Consider the following 22,698-nt stretch of genomic DNA (forward strand, 5'->3'; position numbering starts at 1 on the left):
TGCATGTCTTGAAAAACGAGATGACGTGAATGAAAGCAACCGCCCACATCATGGTCCTTTTGGTCGAGGACAATATGGATATCGCCGCCACCGTCAGTGACTATCTGACGATTGAAGGCGTTGAATGCGACCATGCCTATGATGGTGAAACCGCCTATCAGATGGCGCTGACCGGCGAATATGACGTCATCCTGCTTGATCTGATGTTGCCATTCCGTGATGGCATCAGCATCTGCAAGGCACTGCGCGACGAAGGGGTGGACACCCCGGTTCTTATGTTGACCGCGCGCGATACACTTGATGACAAGATCGAAGGTTTCCAGGCCGGGGCGGATGATTATCTGGTCAAACCGTTTGAGCTTGAAGAGCTTCTTTTGCGCACGCGCGTTCTATCGCGTCGACGCAGTGGCGAGGTCAGGCGTTTCTCGCTTGGTGACCTGCTTATTGATTTTGAAAACCGTTCCGTGGTGCGGGCTGGCCAGAATATCAGTGTATCGCCAACGGGTTGGACCATTTTGGAAGTTCTGGCGCAAAACAGTCCGCAGGTTGTAACCCGTTCTCGTTTGTCGATGGCACTCTGGCAAGGCGATCCACCTGATACCAATGCGCTGAAGACACATCTTTACAAATTGCGTCATCGGATCGACAAACCGTTTGAGCAAAATCTGATTCACACCATTCCGGGCCAGGGCGTGGCCCTTCGCGAGTAGCCGCTATGAGCACATGTTGCGCACCCAAGACCCGATCCTTTTCCCGCTTTGTGCGCAATTACGTGCTGCTGGGTCTGGTGATTACGCTCGTGCTTTATACGGTGGTCGTCAATTTTTACATGCTGTATGGCAAGTGGATGGTGGCGTCCTTCCAGCTTCAGGTCATTGCCGAACAATATGACAATGAACTGGCCGAAAACCCCGAAGCCGCCTTGCCCAAGGGTTTCAATATTGAAACCTTCACCGGGTTTGATCAGCTGCCGGCAGAATTGCGCGCGCATGCAACGCCAGACGATCTTGAGATTGGCGAGCTTTTCTATATCAACACCGACAAATATGCCGCCGAAGAAAACCCCGAAAACCCGGTCTTTCTGGTCTTCCCCTATCAGCTGCGCAATGGGGATGACATCCTGATCCTGCAGACCTATCACGCCGGGGATGAAGACAGCATCTATTTCGTGCGCCTGCACAAGCTGGCCCTGCTGTCGATCCCGTTTGCCATGGCGGTGGTCGGCATCTTTGCCTGGTTCCTGTGGGTGATTGGCAAACGTCTGACCAAGCCATCCGAGAACCTTCAGAACTGGGCCAACAATCTGACGGCAGATAACCTGCGCGAACCGATCCCGGATTTCGGGTTTGAAGAGCTTAATGACGTTGCCCACGAACTGCATCGATCGGTTGATCAGATCGACAAATTTGTTGCCCGTGAACGTGAATTCCTCCGTCAGGCCAGCCACGAGCTGCGCACGCCCGTTACCATTGTTTCGGGCAATGTCGAACTTCTGGAAAAAAGCCCGCTTAACGCAACGCAGGCACGCGTCATGGCCCGCATCAAACGCGCCAACCGCAACATGCAGCAATTGCTTGAAACGCTGTTGTGGCTGGGCCGTGACAATGCACCGCTTGGCCAAACCGAAACGATTAACATCAGCGCCTTCATCGAACAGGAAATCAGTGATCTTTCCTATCTGATGGAAGGCAAGCACGTTACCTGCACATTTGAACCTGACAGCCGCGAAACCGAGATCGCGACCTCGCGCGCGGCACTGATGATTGTGGTGTCCAACTTGATCCGAAATGCGTTCCAGCACACGCCAAAGGGCGAGGTCAAGATCACGCTTTCCGGCACACAGATCTGCGTTGAAAACGCCATCCTGACCTGCAATGGTCAATGCGCGATGCCACAGGGCGAAGGCATTGGCCTGCAACTCGTCCGGCGTATTTGTGAACGTCTTGACTGGACCTGCACGCTTACGCATCTGCCCAATGGCGGCATGTCGGTTTGCCTCGATCCGGGCGCCGCAACATTGGTTAAACCTGAACCCGAACTGGTCTAAACAAACAGGTTATTGCCAAATCTGTTATCGAAAAAACCGCGACAAGCGTTTTGCTATCACCTATCGTGATGCCATCATGGCATTCACCATTCGACAGCTTCAGTATTTCGTCGCCGTGGCCGAACAGGGAACTGTATCGGGGGCGGCGCATATTCTGTCGATTTCGCAATCGGCCGTGACCGAGGCGATCAAGGAACTTGAAGCCGATCTGGGTGTTGCGCTGTTTGATCGTCATTCGCGCGGGCTTAACATCACCCATAACGGCCATCAGTTCCTGCGCCATGCCACGACCATCCTTGCCAATGTCTCAGACGCCAAACAGGCGTTTGAGGAAACCGCACAAACCCAAAAGGGCGAATTGCATCTGGGCGTAACATCGCTGGTCGCGGGTTATGTGCTGTCTGATATTCTGGCACGCTATCGCCGTGCCTATCCGCAGATCACGGTAAGTGCGACCGAGGATAATGGCGACTACCTTGAACACCTTCTGATCGGTGGCGAGATTGATGTTGCCGTCATGGTGATTTCCAACCTTCGGGATCGTCTTGCATTGCAATCTGAAATTCTTGAAGTTTCACCCTATCGGCTGTGGCTGCCGCTGGGACATAAACTTGCCACCGCACAAAGCATCACGCTTGATGATGTCACATCCGAGCCGCTGATCATGCTGACCATCGACGAGATCGAGGAAGCAACAGGGAAGTTGCTGGGCGCGCTTGGTACCCGCCCCCGTGTTGCCTTCCGCACAAGGTCGGTTGAGGCGGTACGAAGCCTTGTTGCCACCGGGGCCGGATTGTCGCTTTTGCCTGATCTGGTCTATCGCCCCTGGTCGCTTGAGGGCGACCGGATTGAAAGCCGCGATGTATCGGGTACGCTTCCAATGGTTCAGGTTGGCGTTGTCTGGCGAAAAGGCTCCCCCTTGTCCCAGGCGGCGCGTGATTTTATCGGTCTCGCACAGGCCCATCGCGCCACCCGCCTGCGTTAAACACGCAGATATCATCACCAGCGAAATAAGAAAATCGTCGTGTAACAGGCCGTTACGCTGCGCCGCAACAGATATCGGAAAATCCGATAACGTATTTCTGATAAATGAAATTGTGAATGCTCCAGATCGGCGTAGGCTTGCCGTCGGGAAATAAAAGTCACGCGAACTGACGTCCTGCAACTGGGAGACATCACAATGAAATCACTATTGAAATCGGGCACGTCCGTAATGGTCGTGCTTGCCTTTGCCGCCAGTCAGGCGGCTGCCGCTGACATGATGACCGAACTTGGCACACCGGAAGGGGCTGTAAATATCGTTGCCTGGCCGGGCTATATCGAGCGTGGCGAAACGGATGCCAATTTTGACTGGGTGACGTCCTTTGAAAAGGAAACCGGCTGTGCGGTAAATGTCAAAACCGCCAATACATCCGATGAAATGGTCGCCCTGATGAACGAAGGCGGCTTTGATCTTGTCACCGCATCGGGCGATGCGTCGCTGCGCATGATTGCCGGCAAACGCGTTCAGCCGATCAATACCGACCTGATCCCAAGCTGGAACACCGTCGATGACCGTCTGAAAAGCGCGCCATGGCACACGGTTGACGGCGTACATTACGGCACACCCTATCAGTGGGGTCCGAACGTTTTGATGTACAATACCGACGCCTTCGCCGAAGTACCGAAAAGCTGGAACGTCGTGTTCGAGGAAATGACCCTTGCTGATGGCAAATCGAACAAGGGTCGCGTTCAGGCCTATGACGGACCGATCCACATCGCCGACGCCGCGCAATATCTGATGGCGCACAACCCCGAACTTGGTATCAAAAGCCCGTATGAGCTGAATGCCGATCAATATGCCGCCGCCCTTGATCTGCTGCGCGGGCAGCGTGAACTGGTGTCACGTTATTGGCATGATGCCTTCATCCAAATGGATGATTTCAAGAACGAAGGCGTGGTTGCATCCGGTTCCTGGCCGTTCCAGGTCAACCTTCTGAAATCCGAAGGCCTTCCGATTGCATCGACCATCCCCGAAGAAGGGGTTACCGGCTGGGCTGATACCACCATGCTCCATGCCGAGGCCGAAAACCCGACCTGTGCCTATCTCTGGATGGAGCATTCCCTGTCTCCGAAAGTTCAAGGCGACCTTGCGGCATGGTTTGGTTCCAACCCGGCTGTTCCGGCAGCCTGCACCGGCAATGCCCTGTTGGGCGATGAAGGTTGCGCCACCAACGGCTTTGATGATTTCGACCGTGTCAGCTTCTGGCAGACCCCGGTTTCGAAATGCGAAAGCCAGGGTGAATGCGTGCCTTATTATCGTTGGGTTTCCGACTATATCGGCGTGATTGGCGGCCGCTAAGCAATCCTGCGATCAGGTTCCCCACCCTTATGAACCTGATCGGGCAAGGGGATGCGCATGGCGAGTTGTCACACCCGGCACGAAATGCGCACCCCATTCTGATCGGCGGCAATGTCACGGTACTTCCGGGCTCCGGGGGACCCGGCAGGTGTCATTGCCGCTGATCAACCGCCAAGCCAAATGCATCACACCCGCCACCATTCCTTACGAAACGAAATCCGACTTATGTGCGGGTTTCAAACAACTGGTTGACCCATGACGACTGCAGTTTCCTTCGCAAAGGTTTCAAGACATTTCGGCGCGGTCCGCGCTGTGGATAATGTCGACCTGTCGATTGCCGAGGGCGAATTTTTCGCCATGCTCGGCCCGTCAGGATCAGGCAAAACCACCTGTCTGCGCCTTATTGCCGGGTTTGAACAACCCACCAGCGGCCATATCGAGATTTTCGGCACCACCGTCGAACATGTGCCGCCCTATCGCCGCAACGTGAACACGGTGTTTCAGGACTATGCCCTGTTCCCGCACATGAACATCATCGACAATGTCGCCTATGGCCTGATGATCCGCGGCATGAACAAAACCGATCGTCATGCGGCTGCCAACGAGGCACTCGAACTGGTTGCCCTGCCGAGTTACGGCGAACGCCGCCCGGGCCAACTTTCCGGTGGTCAGCGCCAGCGCGTGGCGCTTGCCCGCGCGCTCGTCAACAAACCCAAGGTGCTGTTGCTTGACGAGCCGCTTGGCGCGCTGGACCTCAAACTGCGCGAACAGATGCAGGAAGAACTCAAAATCCTGCAACGCAAACTTGGCATCACCTTTGTTTTCGTCACCCATGATCAGGGTGAGGCCCTTTCGATGGCGGATCGGGTCGCGGTTTTCAACGACGGCAAAATCCAGCAGATCGGAAGCCCGCAAGACATCTATCAACGCCCGCAAAGCCGCTTTGTCGCCGATTTCGTTGGCTCCTCGAATGTGCTTGAACCGGGTTTTGTCAAACAGCTGACCGGGAAGGAAAGCTATGCCAGCCTGCGACCCGAAGCGATCCGCATCGTTTCCGCCGATGGACATAGCGCGACCGTCACCGGCAGCAGTTATCTTGGTGGCACCACCCGCATCAGCCTTGCACTTGGCGATATGCGGATCGGTGCGCTGATCCCGGCCGATCAGGCCGTGCCAGAGAACGGCACCACGGTTCAAATCAGCTGGCAGGAAAATGACCTGCACCTGATGGAGGGGGCGCAATGACCGCCACCACCGCCACAAGCGCCTCCAATGCTACGACGGTTCAAAACGAAAGTGCTGTTCTGCCGGGACAGGGCGGGATCACCGGCGCCTTGTCGGACAAGTTCTGGCGCAATCCGAAACTTCTTCTGATCCTGATGCTGACACCGCCTGCCCTTTGGCTTGGTATCATCTATCTCGGATCATTGTTTGCCTTACTCGCGCAAAGCTTTTTCTCGATCGATGAATTTTCCGGCATGGTTCAATATGAACTGACGCTGAAAACCTATGGTGAACTGTTCCGCCCCGCCAATCTCGACATCATCATCCGCACGGTTTCGATGGCAGCCATCGTGACACTTGCCGCCGCCTGTGTTGCATTTCCGATTGGCTATTTCGCTGCGCGCTATGCACGGGGCAAGTGGAAGGCGCTGTTTTACATCGGCGTGATGCTGCCGCTTTGGTCAAGCTATCTGGTCAAGGTCTATGCTTGGAAACTGATCCTAGCCAAGGAAGGCATCCTGACCTGGATTTTCACCAAGCTGCATCTGACCTGGCTGCTTGAAGCCTGGCTGGCGATCCCCATTATTGGCGGCTATTCGCTTTCGGTCAGCTATACTGGGACTTTCCTTGTTTTCCTCTATGTCTGGCTGCCTTTCATGGTTTTACCGGTGCAAGCAGCACTTGAACGCGTCCCCGGCAGCTTTATCGAGGCATCCGGCGATCTTGGTGCGACACCGGGCCAAACATTCCGTCACGTGATTTTCCCGCTGGCCTTGCCGGGCATTGTTGCCGGCTCGATCTTTACCTTCTCGCTGACGCTGGGTGATTACATTATTCCGCAGATTGTCGGCTCATCCCGGCTGTTTATCGGTCAGGCGGTCTATGCCCAGCAGGGTACGGCGGGCAACATTCCGCTGGCAGCCGCCTTTACCGTCGTGCCGATTGTTATCATGGGCTTCTATCTTTGGGGTGCCAAACGGATGGGGGCTTTCGATGCGCTCTGATGGGAAACAACGCGCTCCTTGGGGCCTGAAACTTGCCGCCGGCCTTGGCCTTGCCTTCATGCATTTGCCGATTGCGCTGATTTTTGTCTATGCCTTCACGACAGAAGACAAATCCTATCAGTGGCCACCGCCCGGCTTTACCCTGAAATGGCTTGAGGTGACGTGGAACCGCCCGGATGTCTGGGAGGCGTTGAAACTGTCGCTGCAGACTGCAACCATTTCGACCCTGATTGCGATGGTTCTGGGAACGCTGTGTGCGGCGGCGGTATCACGCACCAAATTCTTTGGTCGTGAAACCATCTCGCTTCTGGTGATCCTGCCGATTGCACTTCCGGGCATCATTACCGGTATTGCGCTTCGTTCGGCATTTAGCATCGCCGACATTCCGTTTTCGATCTGGACGATCATCCTGGGTCACGCGACGTTCTGTGTGGTGGTTGTCTATAACAACGCGGTTGCGCGGTTCAGACGGACATCAGGGTCGCTGGTCGAGGCATCCATGGATCTGGGGGCCAACAATTTCCAGACTTTCCGGCATGTCATTTTGCCCAATATTGGCACGGCGCTTCTGGCCGGCGGCATGCTGGCCTTTGCCCTGTCCTTTGACGAGGTGATCGTCACGACCTTTACCGCCGGACAGCAGTCGACCCTGCCGATCTGGATGCTTGAAGAACTTGTCCGACCTCGCCAGCGCCCGGTCACCAATGTGGTGGCGATGGTGGTGGTTCTGGTCACGGTCCTGCCGATCCTGGCTGCCTATTACCTGACACGCGATGGCGATCAGGTGGCCGGATCGGGAAAATAACAGCACGCGATAACGCTACCAACGGGAGAGCTTATTATGGATACCAAGATGCTGATCGGCAGCAGCCTTGAAATGGGCGTTGAAGCCGAAGAGAACATCATTAATCCCAAGACCGGCGAAACCATCATGATGCTGCCCGAAGCATCGATGGAACAGATCGACCGTGCGGTCAGCGCGGCCGAGCACGCCTTCCAGTCATGGTCGCGCACAACCCCGGCAGAACGGTCAAACTACCTTCTGAAAATCGCTGATCGGATCGAAGCCGAGGCCGAAGAGTTCGTCAAACTGGAATCGCTTAATTGCGGCAAACCGATCAATGCGGTGCGCGATGATGAAATTCCGGCCATTGTCGATTGCTATCGCTTCTTTGCCGGTGCCGTGCGCTGCATGCAGGGGTCGATTGCCCGGGAATATATGGCGGGCCATACCTCGATGATCCGCCGCGATCCGATCGGGGTGGTCGGTTCCATCGCGCCATGGAACTATCCGATGATGATGATGGCCTGGAAACTGGCCCCGGCGATTGCCGGTGGCAACACGGTCGTTTTCAAGCCATCTGAACAAACGCCACTGACCGCGCTTAAGATGGCGACCATTCTGGCAGATATCCTGCCCGAAGGTGTGGTCAATATCGTTCTTGGTCGCGGTGCCACGGTCGGCAATGCCCTGATCAACCATCCAAAGGTCGACATGGTGTCGATCACGGGTGATGTCGCGACGGGTAAGAAGGTTCTTCAGGCTGCGGCCAAATCAGTCAAACGCACGCACCTCGAACTGGGTGGCAAGGCACCGGTGATTGTCTTTGATGATGCCGATGTCGATGCCGTTGTCGAAGGATTGCGGGCATTCAGTTACTATAACGCCGGTCAGGACTGCACGGCGGCATGCCGGATTTACGCCGGCCCGAAAATCCATGACAAGCTGGTGGCAGATTTGTCATCTGCGGTTTCCAGCATCGCCTATGCCCGTGCGGACGACAGCGAAAACGAAATCGGCCCGCTGATTTCCGAACGCCAGCGAGACCGTGTGGCAAGTTTTGTTGCGCGTGCATCCGAACAGAAACACATGGAAATTACCACCGGTGGCAAGCTGCATGATGGGCCTGGCTTCTTCTATCAGCCGACCGTGATTGCCGGTGCGCTTCAATCTGATGAAATCGTCCGGCGCGAAGTGTTTGGTCCGGTGGCGTCGATCACCCGCTTTACAGATGTGGATGAGGCCGTCGCATGGGCCAATGATTCCGATTACGGTCTGGCGTCTTCGATCTGGACCAAGGATATCTCGCGCGCCATGCAAACAAGTGCCCGCCTTCGTTATGGCTGCACCTGGATCAATACCCACTTCATGCTGGTCAATGAAATGCCCCATGGCGGTCTGAAACAGTCCGGCTATGGCAAGGATATGTCGCATTACGCGCTAGAGGATTACACCGCCGCCCGTCACATCATGATCGCGCACGGATAACCCAAAAATCCAGTCATCAGACAGAAAGGGCAGCCCATGGGCTGCCCTTTTTTATTTGTCTGGCTTATGGCCGAAACAGCTTTGCCGCCGGGTGTTCGAACGTTACCCGACCAGCCTTCATGCCCCAGATCGGGCGACTGATTTCGGAAACCACTTGTGCGCGGCTTTGGGCGGGCAGGACGATGAAGCTTGCAGCTTCGCCAACCGCGATCTTGCTGGATCGGCCCAGAAGTTTTGCCGGGGCGTCTGACACCATGGCAAAGCAGTTTTCAAGCTCGGCCTCGGTCGCAAGCTGACTGACATTGGCATAGAGGTTGGCCATGCGTGAGAGCGAACAATCACCATAGGGCGTAAACGGGTTCAGCACATTGTTGGTCGCAATCGTGCAGCACAGGCCGTGCCCGGCCAACTTGTGCGCCGGGGCCACGCCGCAGGGGACTGAATGATCATGATCGCGCCCGGTCAGAAACAGGTCGGTCGCGGGCAATACGGTCAAACCAATCCCGGCATCGCGCATGATGGCAATGGTGTCTTCAAGTTCGGGTTTGGGCAGCACCGATAGCTTGGTCACATGTCCGATCATCACGCGGCCCTGCCAGCCAAAGGCGATGGATTGCTTGGCAACTTCATCAAGATGGCGCCAGCTAGCATCCAGATCAAAATCAAGATGGAAATCGAGATCAACATCATAGTCGCGCGCCATTTCAAACAGACGCAGGATCTGGCCATGTGGATCGGTATCCATATAGGGACAACCGCCCAGCAGATCGGCACCACTATCCAATGCTTCGCGCAACAGTTCCTCGGTCCCGGGATAATTAAACAGGCCTTCCTGGGGGAAAACGCAAATCTCGATATCCATTGCCCAGGCATAGTCGGCCTTGAGCCGCTTGAGGGCGTTAAAGCCCGCCAAGCCGATGCCCGGATCAATCTCGACATGGGTGCGGACCGCATTGGTGCCCTCGGTGATTGCCTTTTCAATCACGCGGGCACCGCGGGCGTAAATGTCATCCTCGGTAAAGCAGCTTTTGGCGTTGGCGACGGCACTGATCGCGCCCTGAAGCGTGCCGGTTTCGTTTTTGGCCCGGTCCAGAATGCAGGCCTTATCAAGGTGGATGTGGCTTTCAACAAAGCCGCAACTGATCAGTTGGCCCGCTGCATCAAAACTTGGCGCATCACCCGTAATCGACTGGGCAATTTCAACAATTTTTCCATCCGCCACGGCAAGATCGACAAGCGCATTCTCACCATTCAGGCAGGCGTTCCTCACCAGATAATCAAGCATTCTCGTGTGTTTCCTGTTTTGGTTTCTTATCGCCTTGTTCCGAGCCACCCAGATAGGCAGCAATCAGGCGTTCATCTTTTCTCAGCTCAGATGCCTTGCCCTTGGCAACCACCTGCCCCTGTTCGAGGACATAGGCATAATCGGCGACCGAAAGCGCCATGGTTGCCATCTGATCAACCAGAAGGATGGTAACGCCCTCGTCGCGCAGTTCGCCCAGAATGGCATAAAGTTCCTCGACCATGGCCGGGGCCAGACCAAGCGATGGTTCATCGAGCAAAAGCGCCTTTGGCTTGGCGACCAGACCGCGCGCAATTGCCATCATTTGCTGTTCCCCACCTGACAACAACCCAGCCTGGCTGTTGATGCGATCGCGCAGACGCGGGAAGCGGTTCAGGATGGCTTCAAGTTCATCGGAACTGACAGGTTTGGGTTGCTTATAGGCCCCCAGTTCGATGTTTTCGCGCACGGTCAGTTCCGGGAAAACCTGACGGCCTTCGGGCACCAGAACCAAGCCCTGTTCCACGATCTGATGCGGGGCAAGGTCATGGATATATTCGTTGTTGAGAACGATCTTGCCATCCACGGGGCGCAGCAACCCGGCCAGTGCGGTCAGGAAGGTCGACTTGCCCGCACCGTTTGCGCCCAGAAGTGCAACCATTTCGCCCTGCCGGACCTTAAGATCGATAGAATGAAGAACCGGTGCGGCGCCATACCCGGCTGTTAGGCGCAGGGTTTCAATCACCGGAGAGTCCCCGGCCTCAAACGGGATCGGGCGCGGGCGGGCCTTCATTTCACCGTCGCCAAGATAGGCCGCGATAACCTGCGGGTCGTTTTGCACCGCCTGCGGGGTGTCAAAGATGATCGGGGTTCCGGCATCAACCGCCAAAATCTGATCGGAAATGCCCATGACCATTTCCATGTCATGTTCGACCAGCACCACCGTAATTCCGGCATCGGCCAGTTGGCGCAGCAATTTGGCCAGCGACACCTTATCGGCATGCATCAGGCCAGCAGCCGGTTCATCGAGCAACAACACACCGGGTTTGGTCGCCAGCGACCGGGCAATTTCAACCAGCCTGCGATCTACATGCGGCAGGTCACCGGCACGCGCATCGATATCGCCATGATAGCCACAAAAGGCCAGAAGCCCTGCGGCATGGTTGCGGTTGGCATCGGACGCAATCGCACTAAACGGTTTGCCAAATCGGCCGACGGGGATACCGGCAATGACGTTGTCGATCACCGACATGTTTTCAAACAGACGGGTCGCCTGATAGGTGCGCGCAATGCCATTACGCGCAGCAAAATCGGTGGGCTTGCCAGCGATGTCCTGATCCCCGATGCGAACGGTCCCTTCGGTCGGTTTGTAGAACCCGCTGATGATGTTCAAAAGCGTGGTTTTACCCGCCCCGTTCGGCCCGATGATCGATGTGACATCGCCCGGCTTGGCGGTGAAGGAAACGGCATTGACCGCCTTCACCCCGCCAAAGGCAATCGACAGGTTTTCCACCACCAGACCATCGGACTTGGCGTAATCCTTAAGACCTGCCTCGATCTCGTGCGCCGGGGTGGCGGTGACGCCGCGCTTGGTCAGCGGAATGAACCGTTCGATCACGCCAACAATCCCGCGCGGTGCAATCAGCAACACGACAATCAAAAGGCCGCCAAAAATCAGCAGGCGATATTCGGCAAAGTCGGCCAGCAGTTCGGGCAACAACACCGAAACCGATGCCCCCACCAGCGGCCCCAGAACCGTGCCCGCCCCGCCCAGAATGACGGCAAACAGATACAGGATCGACTGACTAAGCGGGAAGTTTGACGGTGCGATAAACATCATAAGCGGTGCAAACAACGCCCCGGCAAGCCCCGCCATGGCAGCCGCAATGGCAAAGCCCGATGCCTTGACGGCAAAGGCGTTATAGCCAAGCGAACTTGCGGCGATTTCAGCATCGCGCATGCTGGTCATCGCCATGCCCCAGCCACTTGTCGCCAACCGACGGAAGGCAAAAAGCGCAACCCCGGCCAGAACGACACACAGCATCACAAGGTCGCGTTCGCTAAACATATAGCCAAACAATTCGGGCATCGGGAAACCCATCAGGCCGTTTTGCCCACCCGTAAGCGCACGCCATTCAATCGCGCCATGTTCGACAATAAAGGCAAAGGCAATCGTCACCATGGCAAGGAACGGCCCCGCCATCCGCACCGCCGAAAGTGCCAGGACACAGCCCGCCACCCCGGCAATCAGGGTCGATGCAATCAGCGCCATCCAGAAGTTAAGACCCGCCAAAGTCAGGATGGCACTGGCATAGGCGCCGATGGCAAAAAACCCGACCTGCCCCAGCGACACCAGCCCGGTCAGGCCATACAAAACATTCAGCCCCACACACAAAACCGTGGTGATGGCGACAAGGCCAATGACGAACTGGGTATAGCCGCCGGTGATCGTGACACCGATCAAACCGGCAATGATGGCGGCCAGGATGGTGGCATCAAGGGCGATGGGTTTATTGAGTTTGGGCATCGGATTTTTGAATTTGATTTCGCGTTTCATCATCAGACCTTCTTGATCGCAGCACGGCCAAACAGGCCGCTTGGTTTGATGGTCAGAACCGCGATCACAAGCGCGAAGACGACGATGAAGGTGTAGGACGATCCGAGATAGGTGGTCACACCGGCCTCAACCAGACCATAGATAAAGCCAGCCAACATCACACTATAGGCCGATGTCATGCCGCCCAGAATGGCAACCGCAAAGGCCTTGAGGCCAAAAAGCGTGCCCATATCGGAATGCACCGAAAACAGCGGCGCAATCAGAAGCCCGGCACACCCGGCCAGCATCGATGAAATGGCAAAGGATCCGGTCACCATCAAAGTGGTGTTGATCCCCATCAGCTTGGCTGCCTGAAGGTTCTGCACGACGGCCAAAAGGGCCCGGCCCTGACGGGTATGGCGGAACAGGGCATGCAGTGCGAGTGCGACACCAATGGCCGCCGCCGGGATCAGGATTTGTTGCGGGTAAACGCCGGTGCCAAACACGTTCCAGCTTTCCCCGACAAGGGCGGATGGCAGGGTGCGGGGTTCGTTGCCAAAGGTAAACAGTACCGCGTTATCAAGCAAAATACCGCCTGCGACGGTGGCCATCAGCCATGCTTCGGAATTGCGAATGGCAAACGGACGGACAAGGAAAAATTCAACCAGAATACCGGCAAGCCCGCAGCACAAAATGGCCAACGGATAACCGACAATGACCGGAAACCCGTATCGTTCGCAGAACACAAAGCCCAGAACAGCGCCCAGCATCACCATCGATCCTTGCGCGAAATTGACCTTGGAGGACACCGAATAGGTGATCTGGAAACCAAGTGCGATCAGCCCGTACATACTGCCCAGACCGATCCCGGTTATCAGAGCTGCGATTAAAAGTGTCATTGCCAGCCGCCTGCCTATGCCGTGCACGTAAGTGCATCATTTAAAATGGATAAATCCCTGTCGGCGCGCATTGGGAACACGTCGACAGGGTTGAGGGTCAGGACCCTATTGCTTATTTGATCGGAATGATCTGGCCTTCGACGAAATGCGCGAAGGTGTAGTCTTCCGGACCAAGCGCATCCTGATCGTCCGGGGTGAACGGCTTGTCATAGGTTTTGATCATGCCTTCGACACTGCTGATTTCGTACATGGCTTCGCGGATGGCCGGCCCTTCGGTCGAACCTGCCTTTTCAATGGCGGCTGCGATCAGAAGGGTCGCGTCATAGGCGTTGGCGATGCCGGTCGCCGGGGTCACGTCGGCAAGGGTTTCGATTTCCGGGAACTTTTCCTGAAGTTTGACGAACATCGGATTAGCCGGATCGGTGAACAGATAGGTCTGGATGAAGTGGACTTTCTCGCCCGACTTGCCAGCCAGTTCGGTGAAGCGGCCACCGGCCGGACCCCAATGCGATGAAATCGGAACATCCCAGCCCATGCGATCAAGCGACTTGATCACCTGTGCGGTCGGGGCAACGTTGGCAACGACAAACAGGGAATCAGCGCCGTTTTCCTTTAGACGGGTCAGCTGCGGGACGACATCGACATCGTTTGACTCAAACTTTTCGATCCCGGCATGATCCATGCCACGCTTTTCAAGCGCCTTGAGCAAGCCCTTCTCATTCGACTCCCCCCACGGGTTGTTGATCAGGATCATGCCCGGTTTCTTGGCACCGTAATTGGCGATCAGATATTCCGTGATGGCTTCGTCGACATATTCATCAACAGCCGAAACGCGGAAGACATAGTTTTCATCCGCACCGTTTTTGGTGATCCCGGTTCCGGCAGCCCACGGGCCGATGAACGGGATTTTCTGTTGGTTAACGTACGGCACGATGGCAAAGGATACCGGCGTATCAAGACCGCCAATGATCGCCGCAACGCCTTCGCGCTGGGCCAGTTCACGGGCCGCAACCAGACCCTTGCCCGGGTTGCTTTCATCATCACGCGATACAAGTTCAAGCGGCTTGCCAAGAACACCGCCCTCGGCATTGATCTTGTCAATCGCAAGGGTGATGCCACGCGTAATGGCTTCACCCGATTTGGCCGACTGACCACTGAGTGCGGCAACAAGGCCAAGCTTCACAGTGTCTTCTGCACGGGCATCATGGGAAGGCAAGGTAGTGGCGAACATCAGCGCAGCAGCAGCCCCGAGAAGGGCGGCACGCCGCGTTATTTTCCGGAAAGGCGAAGAAATAGGCATGTGAGACTCCCTGATTATGTGTCTGCGTCGTCCGGCGTCGCAAATTCGGCATGCGCACCAAATCGTCACCGCACTGCAGCAAGCGACATGCCAAGAATCACAATCATTCAAAATCAGTGACTTAGGCGTTTTTCGATCCGGGCAGAAAACAGAATTGCCTCATGTATACGCAGATTGCATGCAATTTTTGCATAAAATTAGTGCATGCAAAATTTCTGCACAGCGTTTATGCTGATGCCAGATCAATTCCCGAAAACAGAGGCCTTCCAAATGAGTGACCAAACCGCGGAAAATGTGCTCGATACCCTGCCACCAGAGGCGCAGACGGTACGTGATTTTCTTGATGCATCCATGAAACCCGACCCGGAACTGGCGGCGACATTCATGTCAGATGATGTCGTCATCACCTTTACCGATGGTCAGAAGTACGATCATCCGTCGGGCACCACGGCGTTTAACACCGCGCGTTATAAATGGGTGAAAAAGAAGTTCGGTCAGTTTGATGTCGCCCATACCAACGGCCAGACTGTTGTTTACAGCACCGGCTGGCTTTACGGCGAATGGCCGGACGGCACCCCGTTTGAAGGCAACCGTTATGTCGACCGTTTCGTGATTGAAAACGGCAAGATCATCAAAATGGATGTCTGGAATGAAAGTGCGGAACGCATCCTGATCCGCAAGGGCATCAAGGCCTGAGCCAGACGGGAACCCGAATGATGCAGCCCGCACCAACCATTTGCCATCCGCACGTCACGCGCGAAGTCCCGCATTCGGCTGTTGATATGGCAGTGGTGCGAGCAGACTTAGCTGGTGCCGTCACGCACCTTTTTGGCATAGGGTTCCAGCGCATCAAGATACAAAAGCGGCCCGCTTTCCTTGGTCGTAAACAGGGCGCGGTCGGCAACCGCCGTCAGATGATGGCGCATCAGTTTGCGCGCCGCATCTTCGTCGCCCTTGGCAAGGGCCTCGATAATCTGGCGGTGTTCCTGAATGCCACAATCGGTCGAATGCGGGCGGGCATAAAGCGACAATGTCAGGCCACAGCGATATCCGATTTCCTCGACATAGCGCAGCAAGACCGGGCTTCCGGCAAGGCGGGCGAGCAGGATGTGGAATTCGGTGGCAAGCCGGATCGAAATCGGCTCGGACGCGTTCTCGGCTTCGACTTCCTTGGCAAGATGGGCTTCAAGTTCGCCGAGAATTTCCGGGCTCATATTCTTAATCACCCGGCTGATGACAAGGTCTTCGATCTGGGTGCGCAGTTCAAACAAATCACGCGCCTCTTCAAGGCTGGGCTTGGCAACCGCAGCACCCTTGTTGCGGCGAAGCTCGACCAGACCTTCGGCGGCAAGCCGTTCAAGCGACTGCCGAATAAGCGTGCGGCTGACGCCGAACCGTTCGCCAAGGGAATCTTCAGGCAGCTTCATGCCAGGCATCAACACGCGTTCAAGAATTGCCGAGCGCAATGCCGAACTGATCATGTCTGTGCGATGCTTTGCCTTGTCCGCAGCTTTCATCCCGAACCGCCAAGTTTCTTGTTTCGATCACTTTATTGCCTGCGCCTGTATAAAGGATTGCATGCAATTTCGCCACAACCGATGCACGCATAACGCTAACCTGTTTGAAATCAATCCTTTTGGCTGAAAGAACCAAGCCCATGACCGACCATCAAACTGCCCCTGAACATCGCGCCATGGTCACAAGTCCCAGCACGGCGGCCAGCGAAGCCGGTGCGCAAGTCTTGCGCGATGGCGGCACCGCGATTGAGGCCGTCGTCGCCACCGCGGCAGTGTTGGCGGTAACATATCCGCATTTCTGTGGCATTGGCGGCGATGCAGTCTGGATGGTTTCAGACAACACGGGCAAGGTGCAGTCTTTCCTGGGTATTGGTCAGGCCGCTGAAAAAGGCGGCGATACAATCACGCCCGGCACCCCAATTCCGCTGCGCGGTCCGGGATCGACCCTGACCACGGCGTGCACGGTGGATTCCTGGCAACACGCGCTAGATCATTCGGCAAAGAACTGGGGCGGGACCAAAAGCCTGTCGGAATTGATCGCGCCTGCAATTGCGCTTGCGGAAAACGGTTTTGCGATCAGTCCGTCGCAATGTTTCTGGCTTGATTTCCGTAAAGAGGAAATCGCCAACTGGCCGGGCTTTTTGGATGTCTTCACCCCGAATGCGCGGATGCCCCATGTTGGCGAGAAATTTCATCAGCCGCACTTGGCGCAAAGCCTGAAACGCATTGCCGAATTTGGCGCGCGTGATTTCTATGAAGGCGGGCTTGCCGATCAGATTGTCAAAGGCCTGTCAGCCGTCGGATCGCCGATCACCAAGGCGGACCTTGTGAAAACCCGCACCCGCACGGTCGATGCCGTGTCCCTTGATTATGGTGACGTCACCCTGTTTGCCCCGCCCGCGCCGACGCAAGGATTGGCGACGCTTATGACCATGGGGGTGTTGCGCGAACTGGGTCAAAAGGACTGGACTGACGGAACGGCGGATCATTACCATCTGGTGGTCGAGGCGATCAAACGCGCATTCCTGAAGCGCGATCAGATCGCCGATCCTGCTTTCACCAGCACCGATTTTACAGCCCTTCTGGATCACGCCGGTCTGGCCGCAGATGCCAAGGATATCTCGACCACCAAGGCGCTTGATTGGCCACATCCGTTCCGCCATGGCGATACGGTGTTTCTGGCAGCCAAGGATGCCAATGGCAATTGCGCCAGCGTTTTGCAAAGCACCTATTTCGATTGGGGCAGCGGGGTTGTCGCGGGCGATACCGGCATTGTCTGGCAAAACCGCGGGGCGGCATTCAGCACCGATCCGAACCACCCGAATGCCTTCGCAGCGGGCAAGCGTCCGTTCTATACGCTTAATCCCGGCATGGCGCTTAAGGGGGGCAAGCCGCATCTGCTGTATGGCACGCAAGGGGCCGATGGGCAGCCGCAAACCCTTGCCATGCTATTGACCCGACTGCTTGATTTCGGCCTGTCGCCGACGGACGCACTCGCCAAACCGCGCTTCCTGCTCGGTAAGACGTTTTCAGACACCAATGACAGCCTGAAACTTGAAGTCGATGCCGGGGATGAAGTGTTTGACGAACTGGCCGCACGCGGTCATGTCCTGCGTGCGATTGAACCGCAAAGTGCCCTTGCCGGTCAGGCGGGGATCATTCGCATCGACGAAGACGGCTTTGTCGATGGCGCGCATGATCCGCGCAGCGATGGCAGGGCGATTGGCGTTTAGAATCTTCGTTCGCTTGGCCTAGCGCGGGCACTGGTCCGGGTGGGCGCTGGCAAAGGCCGCGATCGCGTTACAGCGTTGTTCTATCGCGCAAATTCGCGGAAGGTGAGCAAAGCTCACATTCCAGCGACGCGCGTTATAAAGCTGCGGGATCAGGCAGATATCGGCCATGGATGGTCGGGCACCGTGGCAGAAATCGCCGTTGGTGCCGTCCCCGTCACCGGCCAGCATGGCTTCAAACCCAGCCAAGCCCGATCCGATATATTTCGTCATCCATTCCTGTCGTGCGGCATCGGCGTCATCACCATGGGCCTCGGCGATATCCATGACATGGCGCACCACCCCCAGATTACAGACCGGGTGGGTATCCATGGAAATGGCGTGCGACAGCGCACGCACCCGTTGGCGCGCCAGCGTTTCGGTCGGCAAAAGCCCCTGCCCAGGCCGGGTTTCATCAAGATATTCAATGATCGACACCGACTGGGTCATCATGACCCCGTCGATTTCAAGGGCGGGGACAAGGCCTTGCGGATTGCGGGTCAAATGTTCTGTGATTTTGTGACTGCCAGCCAGCAGATCAACCGGCACCGTCCGGTACGGAAGGTCGAGCAACCCCAGCGCAATCCGCACGCGATAACTCGCCGAGGATCGCCAATAGTCATATAAAACGATCTCGCTCATAGTGGGGGGCTTTATGGTTTGTATTCGCGCACAGTTTGTTCAATCGCGCCAAAGATTGATTGGCCGTTGGCATCGCGCATTTCGATTTTGACGCTGTCGCCAAATTGCAGGAACGGCGTTGCCGCCGAACCATTTTCGATGGTTTCGATCATGCGGATTTCAGCAATGCAGGAATAGCCCGCACCGCCCGCGGCAACCGGTTTGCCCGGCCCACCATCAAGCTTGTTCGATACCGTGCCCGACCCGATGATCGACCCGGCACAGAGCGGACGGGTGCGTGCGGCGTGGGCCACAAGCTGGGCAAAATCAAAGGTCATGTCGATCCCGGCATTGGCGCGCCCGAACGGCTTGCCATTGAGATCGACACAAAGCGGCAGGTGAAGCTTGCCACCGTCCCACGCATCGCCCAATTCATCCGGGGTCACTGCAACCGGGGAGAAGGCCGAAGATGGTTTGGACTGGAAGAAACCAAATCCCTTGGCCAGTTCGCCGGGGATAAGACCACGCAGCGAAACATCATTGACCAGCATAATCAAGCGGATGGCATCGCGCGCCTGATCAAGGCTGGCGCCCATCGGGACATCATCGGTGATGACGGCAATTTCGCCTTCCATGTCGATGCCCCAGGCGGTGTCACCCATCAGGATGTCATCCCGCGGACCAAGGAAGCTGTCCGACCCGCCCTGATACATCAGCGGATCGGTCCAGAAGCTTTGCGGCATTTCGGCACCACGGGCCTTTCGGACCAGTTCGACGTGATTGACATAGGCCGATCCATCGGCCCACTGGAACGCGCGCGGCAAGGGTGAATGCGCCCTGGTCTGATCAAATGCAACGCGTTTGGCCGGACCTGATCCGGCTTCGACATCGCCTGCCAGATCCTTGAGGCGCGGGGCAATATCAGCCCAGTTATCAAGGGCTGCCTGAAGGGTTGGTGCAATCGCGCTGGCATCGACATATTCCGACAGGTCCTTGGAAACCAGCACAAGCTGGCCATCGCGGGTACCATTTTTAAGGGTGGCGAGTTTCATTGTTTTTGTGCCTCCGGCATTCTTTTCGTTAAGTCCTGAGTGATTGTTTTTTGGGGTCGCGGTGACTTACGGACGACCTTCTGGCGTGCCATCGAACTTGCGTTCCAGCCCCGACCAGCAATCAAGATAATCGTCCTGAAGCGTTTCCAGTTCGGCGGCGAATTTCGTCAGCTGCTGCGGATAGCGGGTCTCAAACATGAATGCCATGGTGCCATCGAGTTTCTGGGGCCCGAGCTTGGCGTTCGATGCCTTGTCAAACCCGTGGGCATCCGGCCCATGGGCCAGCATCATGTTATGCAGGCTCATGCCGCCGGGGACAAAGCCCTCCTCCTTGGCATCATACTGGCCGCAAATCAGGCCCATGAATTCCGACATGATGTTGCGATGATACCAGGGCGGGCGGAAGGTATTTTCAGCCACCATCCAGCGCGGCGGGAAGATCACGAAATCAACATTGGCGGTGCCGGCCTCATCGGTTGGCGCGGTCAGCACGGTAAAGATCGACGGATCGGGATGATCAAACAGGATCGCGCCGACTGGCGAGAAGGTCCGAAGATCATATTTGAACGGCGTGTAGTTGCCGTGCCATGCCACGACATCCAGCGGCGAATGGCCAATTTCAGTGACATGGAACTGCCCACACCATTTGACCAACACCCGGCATGGGGTTTCCTTGTCCTCGTAAGCGGCCACGGGTGTTTTGAAATCACGCGGATTGGCAAGGCAGTTGGCCCCGATCGGCCCGCGTTCGGGCAGGGTGAATTTGGCGCCATAGTTTTCACAGACATAACCGCGCGCGCCGCCATCAATCCCGGCCTCAAGGATGCTGACCTTAAACAGCATGCCGCGCGGAATAAGTGCGATTTCAAGCGGGGCGACATCCATCATGCCAAGTTCGGTGAAGATGCGAAGCGTACCACTTTCCGGCACGATCAGCAGTTCACCATCGGCATTGAAGAAATAGTCATCGACCATATCGGTGTTACAGACATAGACATGGCTTGCCATGCCGGTCTGGGTCATGGCATCGCCCGCGGTCGTGACGGTGCGCATGCCCGAAATGAAATCAACCGCGTCCTTGGGCATCGGCACCGGATCCCAGCGCAACTGCCCCAGCGCAAGGCTGTGATCATTCAGGCACGGGGCGGTTTTCCAGAACGGCCGATCAAGGGCGGCAAAGCGCCCGTTATGTTTGACACTGGGGCGAATGCGATACAGCCAGGACCGTTCATTGGTGCCGCGCGGGGCGGTGAAAGGCGATCCTGAAAGCTGTTCGGCATAAAGGCCATAGGCGCATTTTTGCGGGCTGTTTTGCCCTTGGGGCAACGCACCCGGAAGACTTTCGGTTTCAAAATCATTGCCGAAACCGGGCATGTAACGCAGATCGTTGGCACCGCCTTTTTCGGCATTTTTGGTCGGCTCAATGTGATCCGTCATTGCCTTTTTCCTCCCAATCTTTGATATAGTTACATTCGTAACTGTAATTTTTGTAACTATCAAACAGCCTTTTGAAGCCAATGAAATCCGAATTCGATCTTCACAGTTTCCTGCCATTTCTGATGCATCACGCCAGCGAAAAGCTCAGCCTTGGCTTTCGCGATATCTATCGCGACCGATACCGGATGACGCGGTCCGAATGGCGGGTTCTGGCGACACTCGGCCAGTATGGTGCCTTAACCGCGACCGAAATCGTGACCCATACCGGACTGCATAAAACCAAGGTTTCGCGGGCTGTCTTTTCCATCGAGAAACGGCGTTGGTTGAAACGGTTTCAGGATGAAAATGATCGCCGGGTGCATCGCCTTGACCTGACAGCGCAGGGAAAATCGGCCTTCACGTCACTGTGTGAGGCGGGTGTCGCCTATGACCGGAAAGTGCGCAACTTTCTGGGCGAAGATGAATTCAAACGTCTTTCAGACCTCCTGAAACGGTTTAACGACCTGTGACCTTAGCCCCCTTAAGCCTGATCAGAGTCCGCGCGCGGCGTGCCACCCCAACTTTGCGTGAAATCGGCAATGGCACGGGTAAACACGTCAAAGGCCGCCTGGTCGGGCTGAAAGTAATTGGCATTGGGGTTCATCAGCGTGACGCAACAGGCCACCGCCCCGTCGAGATTATAAACCGGCGCACTGATTGCCGATAAACCGGGCACGATATCGCCTTCGATCACAGCCGCCCCGCGTTGCTTGGTGTCGGCAATCAGCCGGTCCACAGTGGCATCATCCCAATGCAGGATTTCCTGTTCGGCCGAAATGACATGTTCGATTGCGCTGCGCGGCATACTGGCCAAAAAGGCCTGCCCGGTCGCAGAGCGCAAAAGCGGCATGACGGTGCCAAGTCCCATGGTCGATATGATCGGCGGGCCACCATGTTCGGTGCGGATCAAAACCGGGCCACGTTCCCCCCAGATCGCAAGATGCCCAGATGATCGCAACTCAATCGCCAGATTGCGCAACAGCCGACCGGCGCGCATCACCACATCATTGCGTTCAATCGCCGAAACACCCATGCGCAACGCCATCGGGCCAAGGCCATACAGCCCCGTCTGATCATCCTGCCAGGCAAGGCCGATGCGCACCAGACTGGCAAGATAGCGATGCACCTTTGCCGCGGGCATAGAAACCGCGTCTGCAAGGTCCTTTAGCGGAACCGGGAATTTGAAATCGCACAAGGCGGCAATAATGACGCCACTGACCTCGACCGACTGAATGCCTTTGCGCTTGTCAGCGGCATCAACCACGTCGGCGATGTCATGTTCGGTTTCGCTATCCGGGATATTTTTGGGCGAGGCTTTGGTCAAAATTTACCTGCATAAATTTCATATTGCGTAATTGATT

Annotated in this window: 20 protein-coding genes; 11 read left to right on the top strand and 9 right to left on the bottom strand. The window is 56.3% G+C overall.

The window, feature by feature from the left end; genetic code table 11:
- Positions 1–29 precede the first annotated feature (29 nt).
- The 8 genes from FHI25_RS13995 to FHI25_RS14030 all read left to right on the top strand — a co-directional run bounded on the left by FHI25_RS13995 (position 30) and on the right by FHI25_RS14030 (position 8,885).
- The gene (locus FHI25_RS13995; RefSeq protein WP_210518750.1) at positions 30–710 is read left to right on the top strand and encodes a response regulator transcription factor; all 681 of its coding nucleotides are present in this window, start codon (positions 30–32) and stop codon (positions 708–710) included.
- A gap of 5 nt (positions 711–715) precedes the next feature.
- Complete coding sequence (locus tag FHI25_RS14000; RefSeq protein ID WP_210518752.1) at positions 716–2,047, top strand: HAMP domain-containing sensor histidine kinase; 1,332 nt, start codon at positions 716–718, stop codon at positions 2,045–2,047.
- Positions 2,048–2,123: 76 nt separating this feature from the next.
- A complete protein-coding gene (locus tag FHI25_RS14005) occupies positions 2,124–3,032 on the top strand; it encodes a LysR substrate-binding domain-containing protein (protein ID WP_197146717.1) in 909 nt (302 codons plus the stop codon).
- A gap of 195 nt (positions 3,033–3,227) precedes the next feature.
- A complete protein-coding gene (locus FHI25_RS14010) occupies positions 3,228–4,388 on the top strand; it encodes an ABC transporter substrate-binding protein (RefSeq protein ID WP_210518754.1) in 1,161 nt (386 codons plus the stop codon).
- A 255-nt stretch (positions 4,389–4,643) separates the two neighbouring features.
- Entirely contained in the window at positions 4,644–5,633 is a 990-nt protein-coding gene (locus tag FHI25_RS14015) for an ABC transporter ATP-binding protein (RefSeq protein ID WP_210518757.1), read from the top strand.
- Positions 5,630–6,616, top strand: a complete 987-nt coding sequence (locus tag FHI25_RS14020; RefSeq protein ID WP_210518759.1) for an ABC transporter permease — start codon at positions 5,630–5,632, stop codon at positions 6,614–6,616. The genes FHI25_RS14015 and FHI25_RS14020 overlap by 4 nt, the downstream gene beginning before the upstream one ends.
- Entirely contained in the window at positions 6,606–7,421 is an 816-nt protein-coding gene (locus FHI25_RS14025; RefSeq protein WP_210518762.1) for an ABC transporter permease, read from the top strand. Before FHI25_RS14020 ends, FHI25_RS14025 begins: the two co-directional genes overlap by 11 nt.
- Positions 7,422–7,457: 36 nt before the next feature.
- Complete coding sequence (locus FHI25_RS14030; RefSeq protein ID WP_210518764.1) at positions 7,458–8,885, top strand: gamma-aminobutyraldehyde dehydrogenase; 1,428 nt, start codon at positions 7,458–7,460, stop codon at positions 8,883–8,885.
- A gap of 64 nt (positions 8,886–8,949) precedes the next feature.
- Here the strand turns inward: FHI25_RS14030 and FHI25_RS14035 are convergent, their stop codons facing one another.
- From FHI25_RS14035 to FHI25_RS14050, 4 genes are all read right to left on the bottom strand, one after another.
- A complete protein-coding gene (locus tag FHI25_RS14035) occupies positions 8,950–10,170 on the bottom strand; it encodes an amidohydrolase family protein (protein WP_210518766.1) in 1,221 nt (406 codons plus the stop codon).
- Complete coding sequence (locus FHI25_RS14040) at positions 10,163–12,727, bottom strand: branched-chain amino acid ABC transporter ATP-binding protein/permease (RefSeq protein WP_210518769.1); 2,565 nt, start codon at positions 12,725–12,727, stop codon at positions 10,163–10,165. The genes FHI25_RS14035 and FHI25_RS14040 overlap by 8 nt, the downstream gene beginning before the upstream one ends.
- Positions 12,727–13,602, bottom strand: a complete 876-nt coding sequence (locus tag FHI25_RS14045) for a branched-chain amino acid ABC transporter permease (protein WP_210518771.1) — start codon at positions 13,600–13,602, stop codon at positions 12,727–12,729. Before FHI25_RS14045 ends, FHI25_RS14040 begins: the two co-directional genes overlap by 1 nt.
- Before the next feature lie 112 nt (positions 13,603–13,714).
- Complete coding sequence (locus tag FHI25_RS14050) at positions 13,715–14,902, bottom strand: ABC transporter substrate-binding protein (protein WP_210518774.1); 1,188 nt, start codon at positions 14,900–14,902, stop codon at positions 13,715–13,717.
- A gap of 270 nt (positions 14,903–15,172) precedes the next feature.
- On the opposite strand from FHI25_RS14050, the gene FHI25_RS14055 reads away from it, so the two are divergent.
- The gene (locus FHI25_RS14055; protein WP_210518776.1) at positions 15,173–15,598 is read left to right on the top strand and encodes a nuclear transport factor 2 family protein; all 426 of its coding nucleotides are present in this window, start codon (positions 15,173–15,175) and stop codon (positions 15,596–15,598) included.
- Between the two features lie 107 nt (positions 15,599–15,705).
- On the opposite strand, the gene FHI25_RS14060 is transcribed toward FHI25_RS14055, so the two are convergent.
- Positions 15,706–16,419: a GntR family transcriptional regulator gene (locus FHI25_RS14060; protein ID WP_008889992.1), complete on the bottom strand. Its 714-nt coding sequence runs from the start codon at positions 16,417–16,419 to the stop codon at positions 15,706–15,708.
- 140 nt (positions 16,420–16,559) lie between these two features.
- Between FHI25_RS14060 and FHI25_RS14065 the strand changes: the two genes are divergently transcribed.
- Positions 16,560–18,152 carry a gamma-glutamyltransferase gene (locus tag FHI25_RS14065; protein ID WP_210518778.1) on the top strand — a complete coding sequence of 531 codons (1,593 nt, stop codon included), beginning with the start codon at positions 16,560–16,562 and terminating at the stop codon, positions 18,150–18,152.
- 18 nt (positions 18,153–18,170) lie between these two features.
- Here FHI25_RS14065 and maiA read toward each other — a convergent pair whose 3' ends face one another.
- The 3 genes from maiA to hmgA form a co-directional block, all read right to left on the bottom strand.
- A complete protein-coding gene (maiA, locus tag FHI25_RS14070) occupies positions 18,171–18,830 on the bottom strand; it encodes a maleylacetoacetate isomerase (protein ID WP_210518780.1) in 660 nt (219 codons plus the stop codon).
- An 11-nt stretch (positions 18,831–18,841) separates the two neighbouring features.
- Positions 18,842–19,861 (bottom strand): fumarylacetoacetate hydrolase family protein, encoded by a 1,020-nt coding sequence (locus tag FHI25_RS14075; protein WP_210518782.1) that lies wholly within the window; start codon positions 19,859–19,861, stop codon positions 18,842–18,844.
- A 66-nt stretch (positions 19,862–19,927) separates the two neighbouring features.
- Positions 19,928–21,298 (bottom strand): homogentisate 1,2-dioxygenase, encoded by a 1,371-nt coding sequence (gene hmgA / locus FHI25_RS14080; protein ID WP_210518784.1) that lies wholly within the window; start codon positions 21,296–21,298, stop codon positions 19,928–19,930.
- An 80-nt stretch (positions 21,299–21,378) separates the two neighbouring features.
- Between hmgA and FHI25_RS14085 the strand changes: the two genes are divergently transcribed.
- Positions 21,379–21,807: a MarR family winged helix-turn-helix transcriptional regulator gene (locus FHI25_RS14085; protein WP_210518786.1), complete on the top strand. Its 429-nt coding sequence runs from the start codon at positions 21,379–21,381 to the stop codon at positions 21,805–21,807.
- 11 nt (positions 21,808–21,818) lie between these two features.
- On the opposite strand, the gene FHI25_RS14090 is transcribed toward FHI25_RS14085, so the two are convergent.
- Positions 21,819–22,661 carry an IclR family transcriptional regulator gene (locus tag FHI25_RS14090; RefSeq protein ID WP_210518788.1) on the bottom strand — a complete coding sequence of 281 codons (843 nt, stop codon included), beginning with the start codon at positions 22,659–22,661 and terminating at the stop codon, positions 21,819–21,821.
- Positions 22,662–22,698: the final 37 nt, after the last annotated feature.

Source organism: Thalassospira sp. ER-Se-21-Dark, assembly GCF_017922435.1.
Taxonomy (GTDB): domain Bacteria; phylum Pseudomonadota; class Alphaproteobacteria; order Rhodospirillales; family Thalassospiraceae; genus Thalassospira.

Bases quoted from the DNA above. Each gene is read 5' to 3' on its own strand.
- FHI25_RS13995 (WP_210518750.1), top strand. From the start codon at position 30: ATGAAAGCAACCGCCCACATCATGGTCCTTTTGGTCGAGGACAATATG.
- FHI25_RS14000 (WP_210518752.1), top strand. From the start codon at position 716: ATGAGCACATGTTGCGCACCCAAGACCCGATCCTTTTCCCGCTTTGTG.
- FHI25_RS14005 (WP_197146717.1), top strand. From the start codon at position 2,124: ATGGCATTCACCATTCGACAGCTTCAGTATTTCGTCGCCGTGGCCGAA.
- FHI25_RS14010 (WP_210518754.1), top strand. From the start codon at position 3,228: ATGAAATCACTATTGAAATCGGGCACGTCCGTAATGGTCGTGCTTGCC.
- FHI25_RS14015 (WP_210518757.1), top strand. From the start codon at position 4,644: ATGACGACTGCAGTTTCCTTCGCAAAGGTTTCAAGACATTTCGGCGCG.
- FHI25_RS14020 (WP_210518759.1), top strand. From the start codon at position 5,630: ATGACCGCCACCACCGCCACAAGCGCCTCCAATGCTACGACGGTTCAA.
- FHI25_RS14025 (WP_210518762.1), top strand. From the start codon at position 6,606: ATGCGCTCTGATGGGAAACAACGCGCTCCTTGGGGCCTGAAACTTGCC.
- FHI25_RS14030 (WP_210518764.1), top strand. From the start codon at position 7,458: ATGGATACCAAGATGCTGATCGGCAGCAGCCTTGAAATGGGCGTTGAA.
- FHI25_RS14035 (WP_210518766.1), bottom strand. From the start codon at position 10,170: ATGCTTGATTATCTGGTGAGGAACGCCTGCCTGAATGGTGAGAATGCG.
- FHI25_RS14040 (WP_210518769.1), bottom strand. From the start codon at position 12,727: ATGATGAAACGCGAAATCAAATTCAAAAATCCGATGCCCAAACTCAAT.
- FHI25_RS14045 (WP_210518771.1), bottom strand. From the start codon at position 13,602: ATGACACTTTTAATCGCAGCTCTGATAACCGGGATCGGTCTGGGCAGT.
- FHI25_RS14050 (WP_210518774.1), bottom strand. From the start codon at position 14,902: ATGCCTATTTCTTCGCCTTTCCGGAAAATAACGCGGCGTGCCGCCCTT.
- FHI25_RS14055 (WP_210518776.1), top strand. From the start codon at position 15,173: ATGAGTGACCAAACCGCGGAAAATGTGCTCGATACCCTGCCACCAGAG.
- FHI25_RS14060 (WP_008889992.1), bottom strand. From the start codon at position 16,419: ATGAAAGCTGCGGACAAGGCAAAGCATCGCACAGACATGATCAGTTCG.
- FHI25_RS14065 (WP_210518778.1), top strand. From the start codon at position 16,560: ATGACCGACCATCAAACTGCCCCTGAACATCGCGCCATGGTCACAAGT.
- maiA (WP_210518780.1), bottom strand. From the start codon at position 18,830: ATGAGCGAGATCGTTTTATATGACTATTGGCGATCCTCGGCGAGTTAT.
- FHI25_RS14075 (WP_210518782.1), bottom strand. From the start codon at position 19,861: ATGAAACTCGCCACCCTTAAAAATGGTACCCGCGATGGCCAGCTTGTG.
- hmgA (WP_210518784.1), bottom strand. From the start codon at position 21,298: ATGACGGATCACATTGAGCCGACCAAAAATGCCGAAAAAGGCGGTGCC.
- FHI25_RS14085 (WP_210518786.1), top strand. From the start codon at position 21,379: ATGAAATCCGAATTCGATCTTCACAGTTTCCTGCCATTTCTGATGCAT.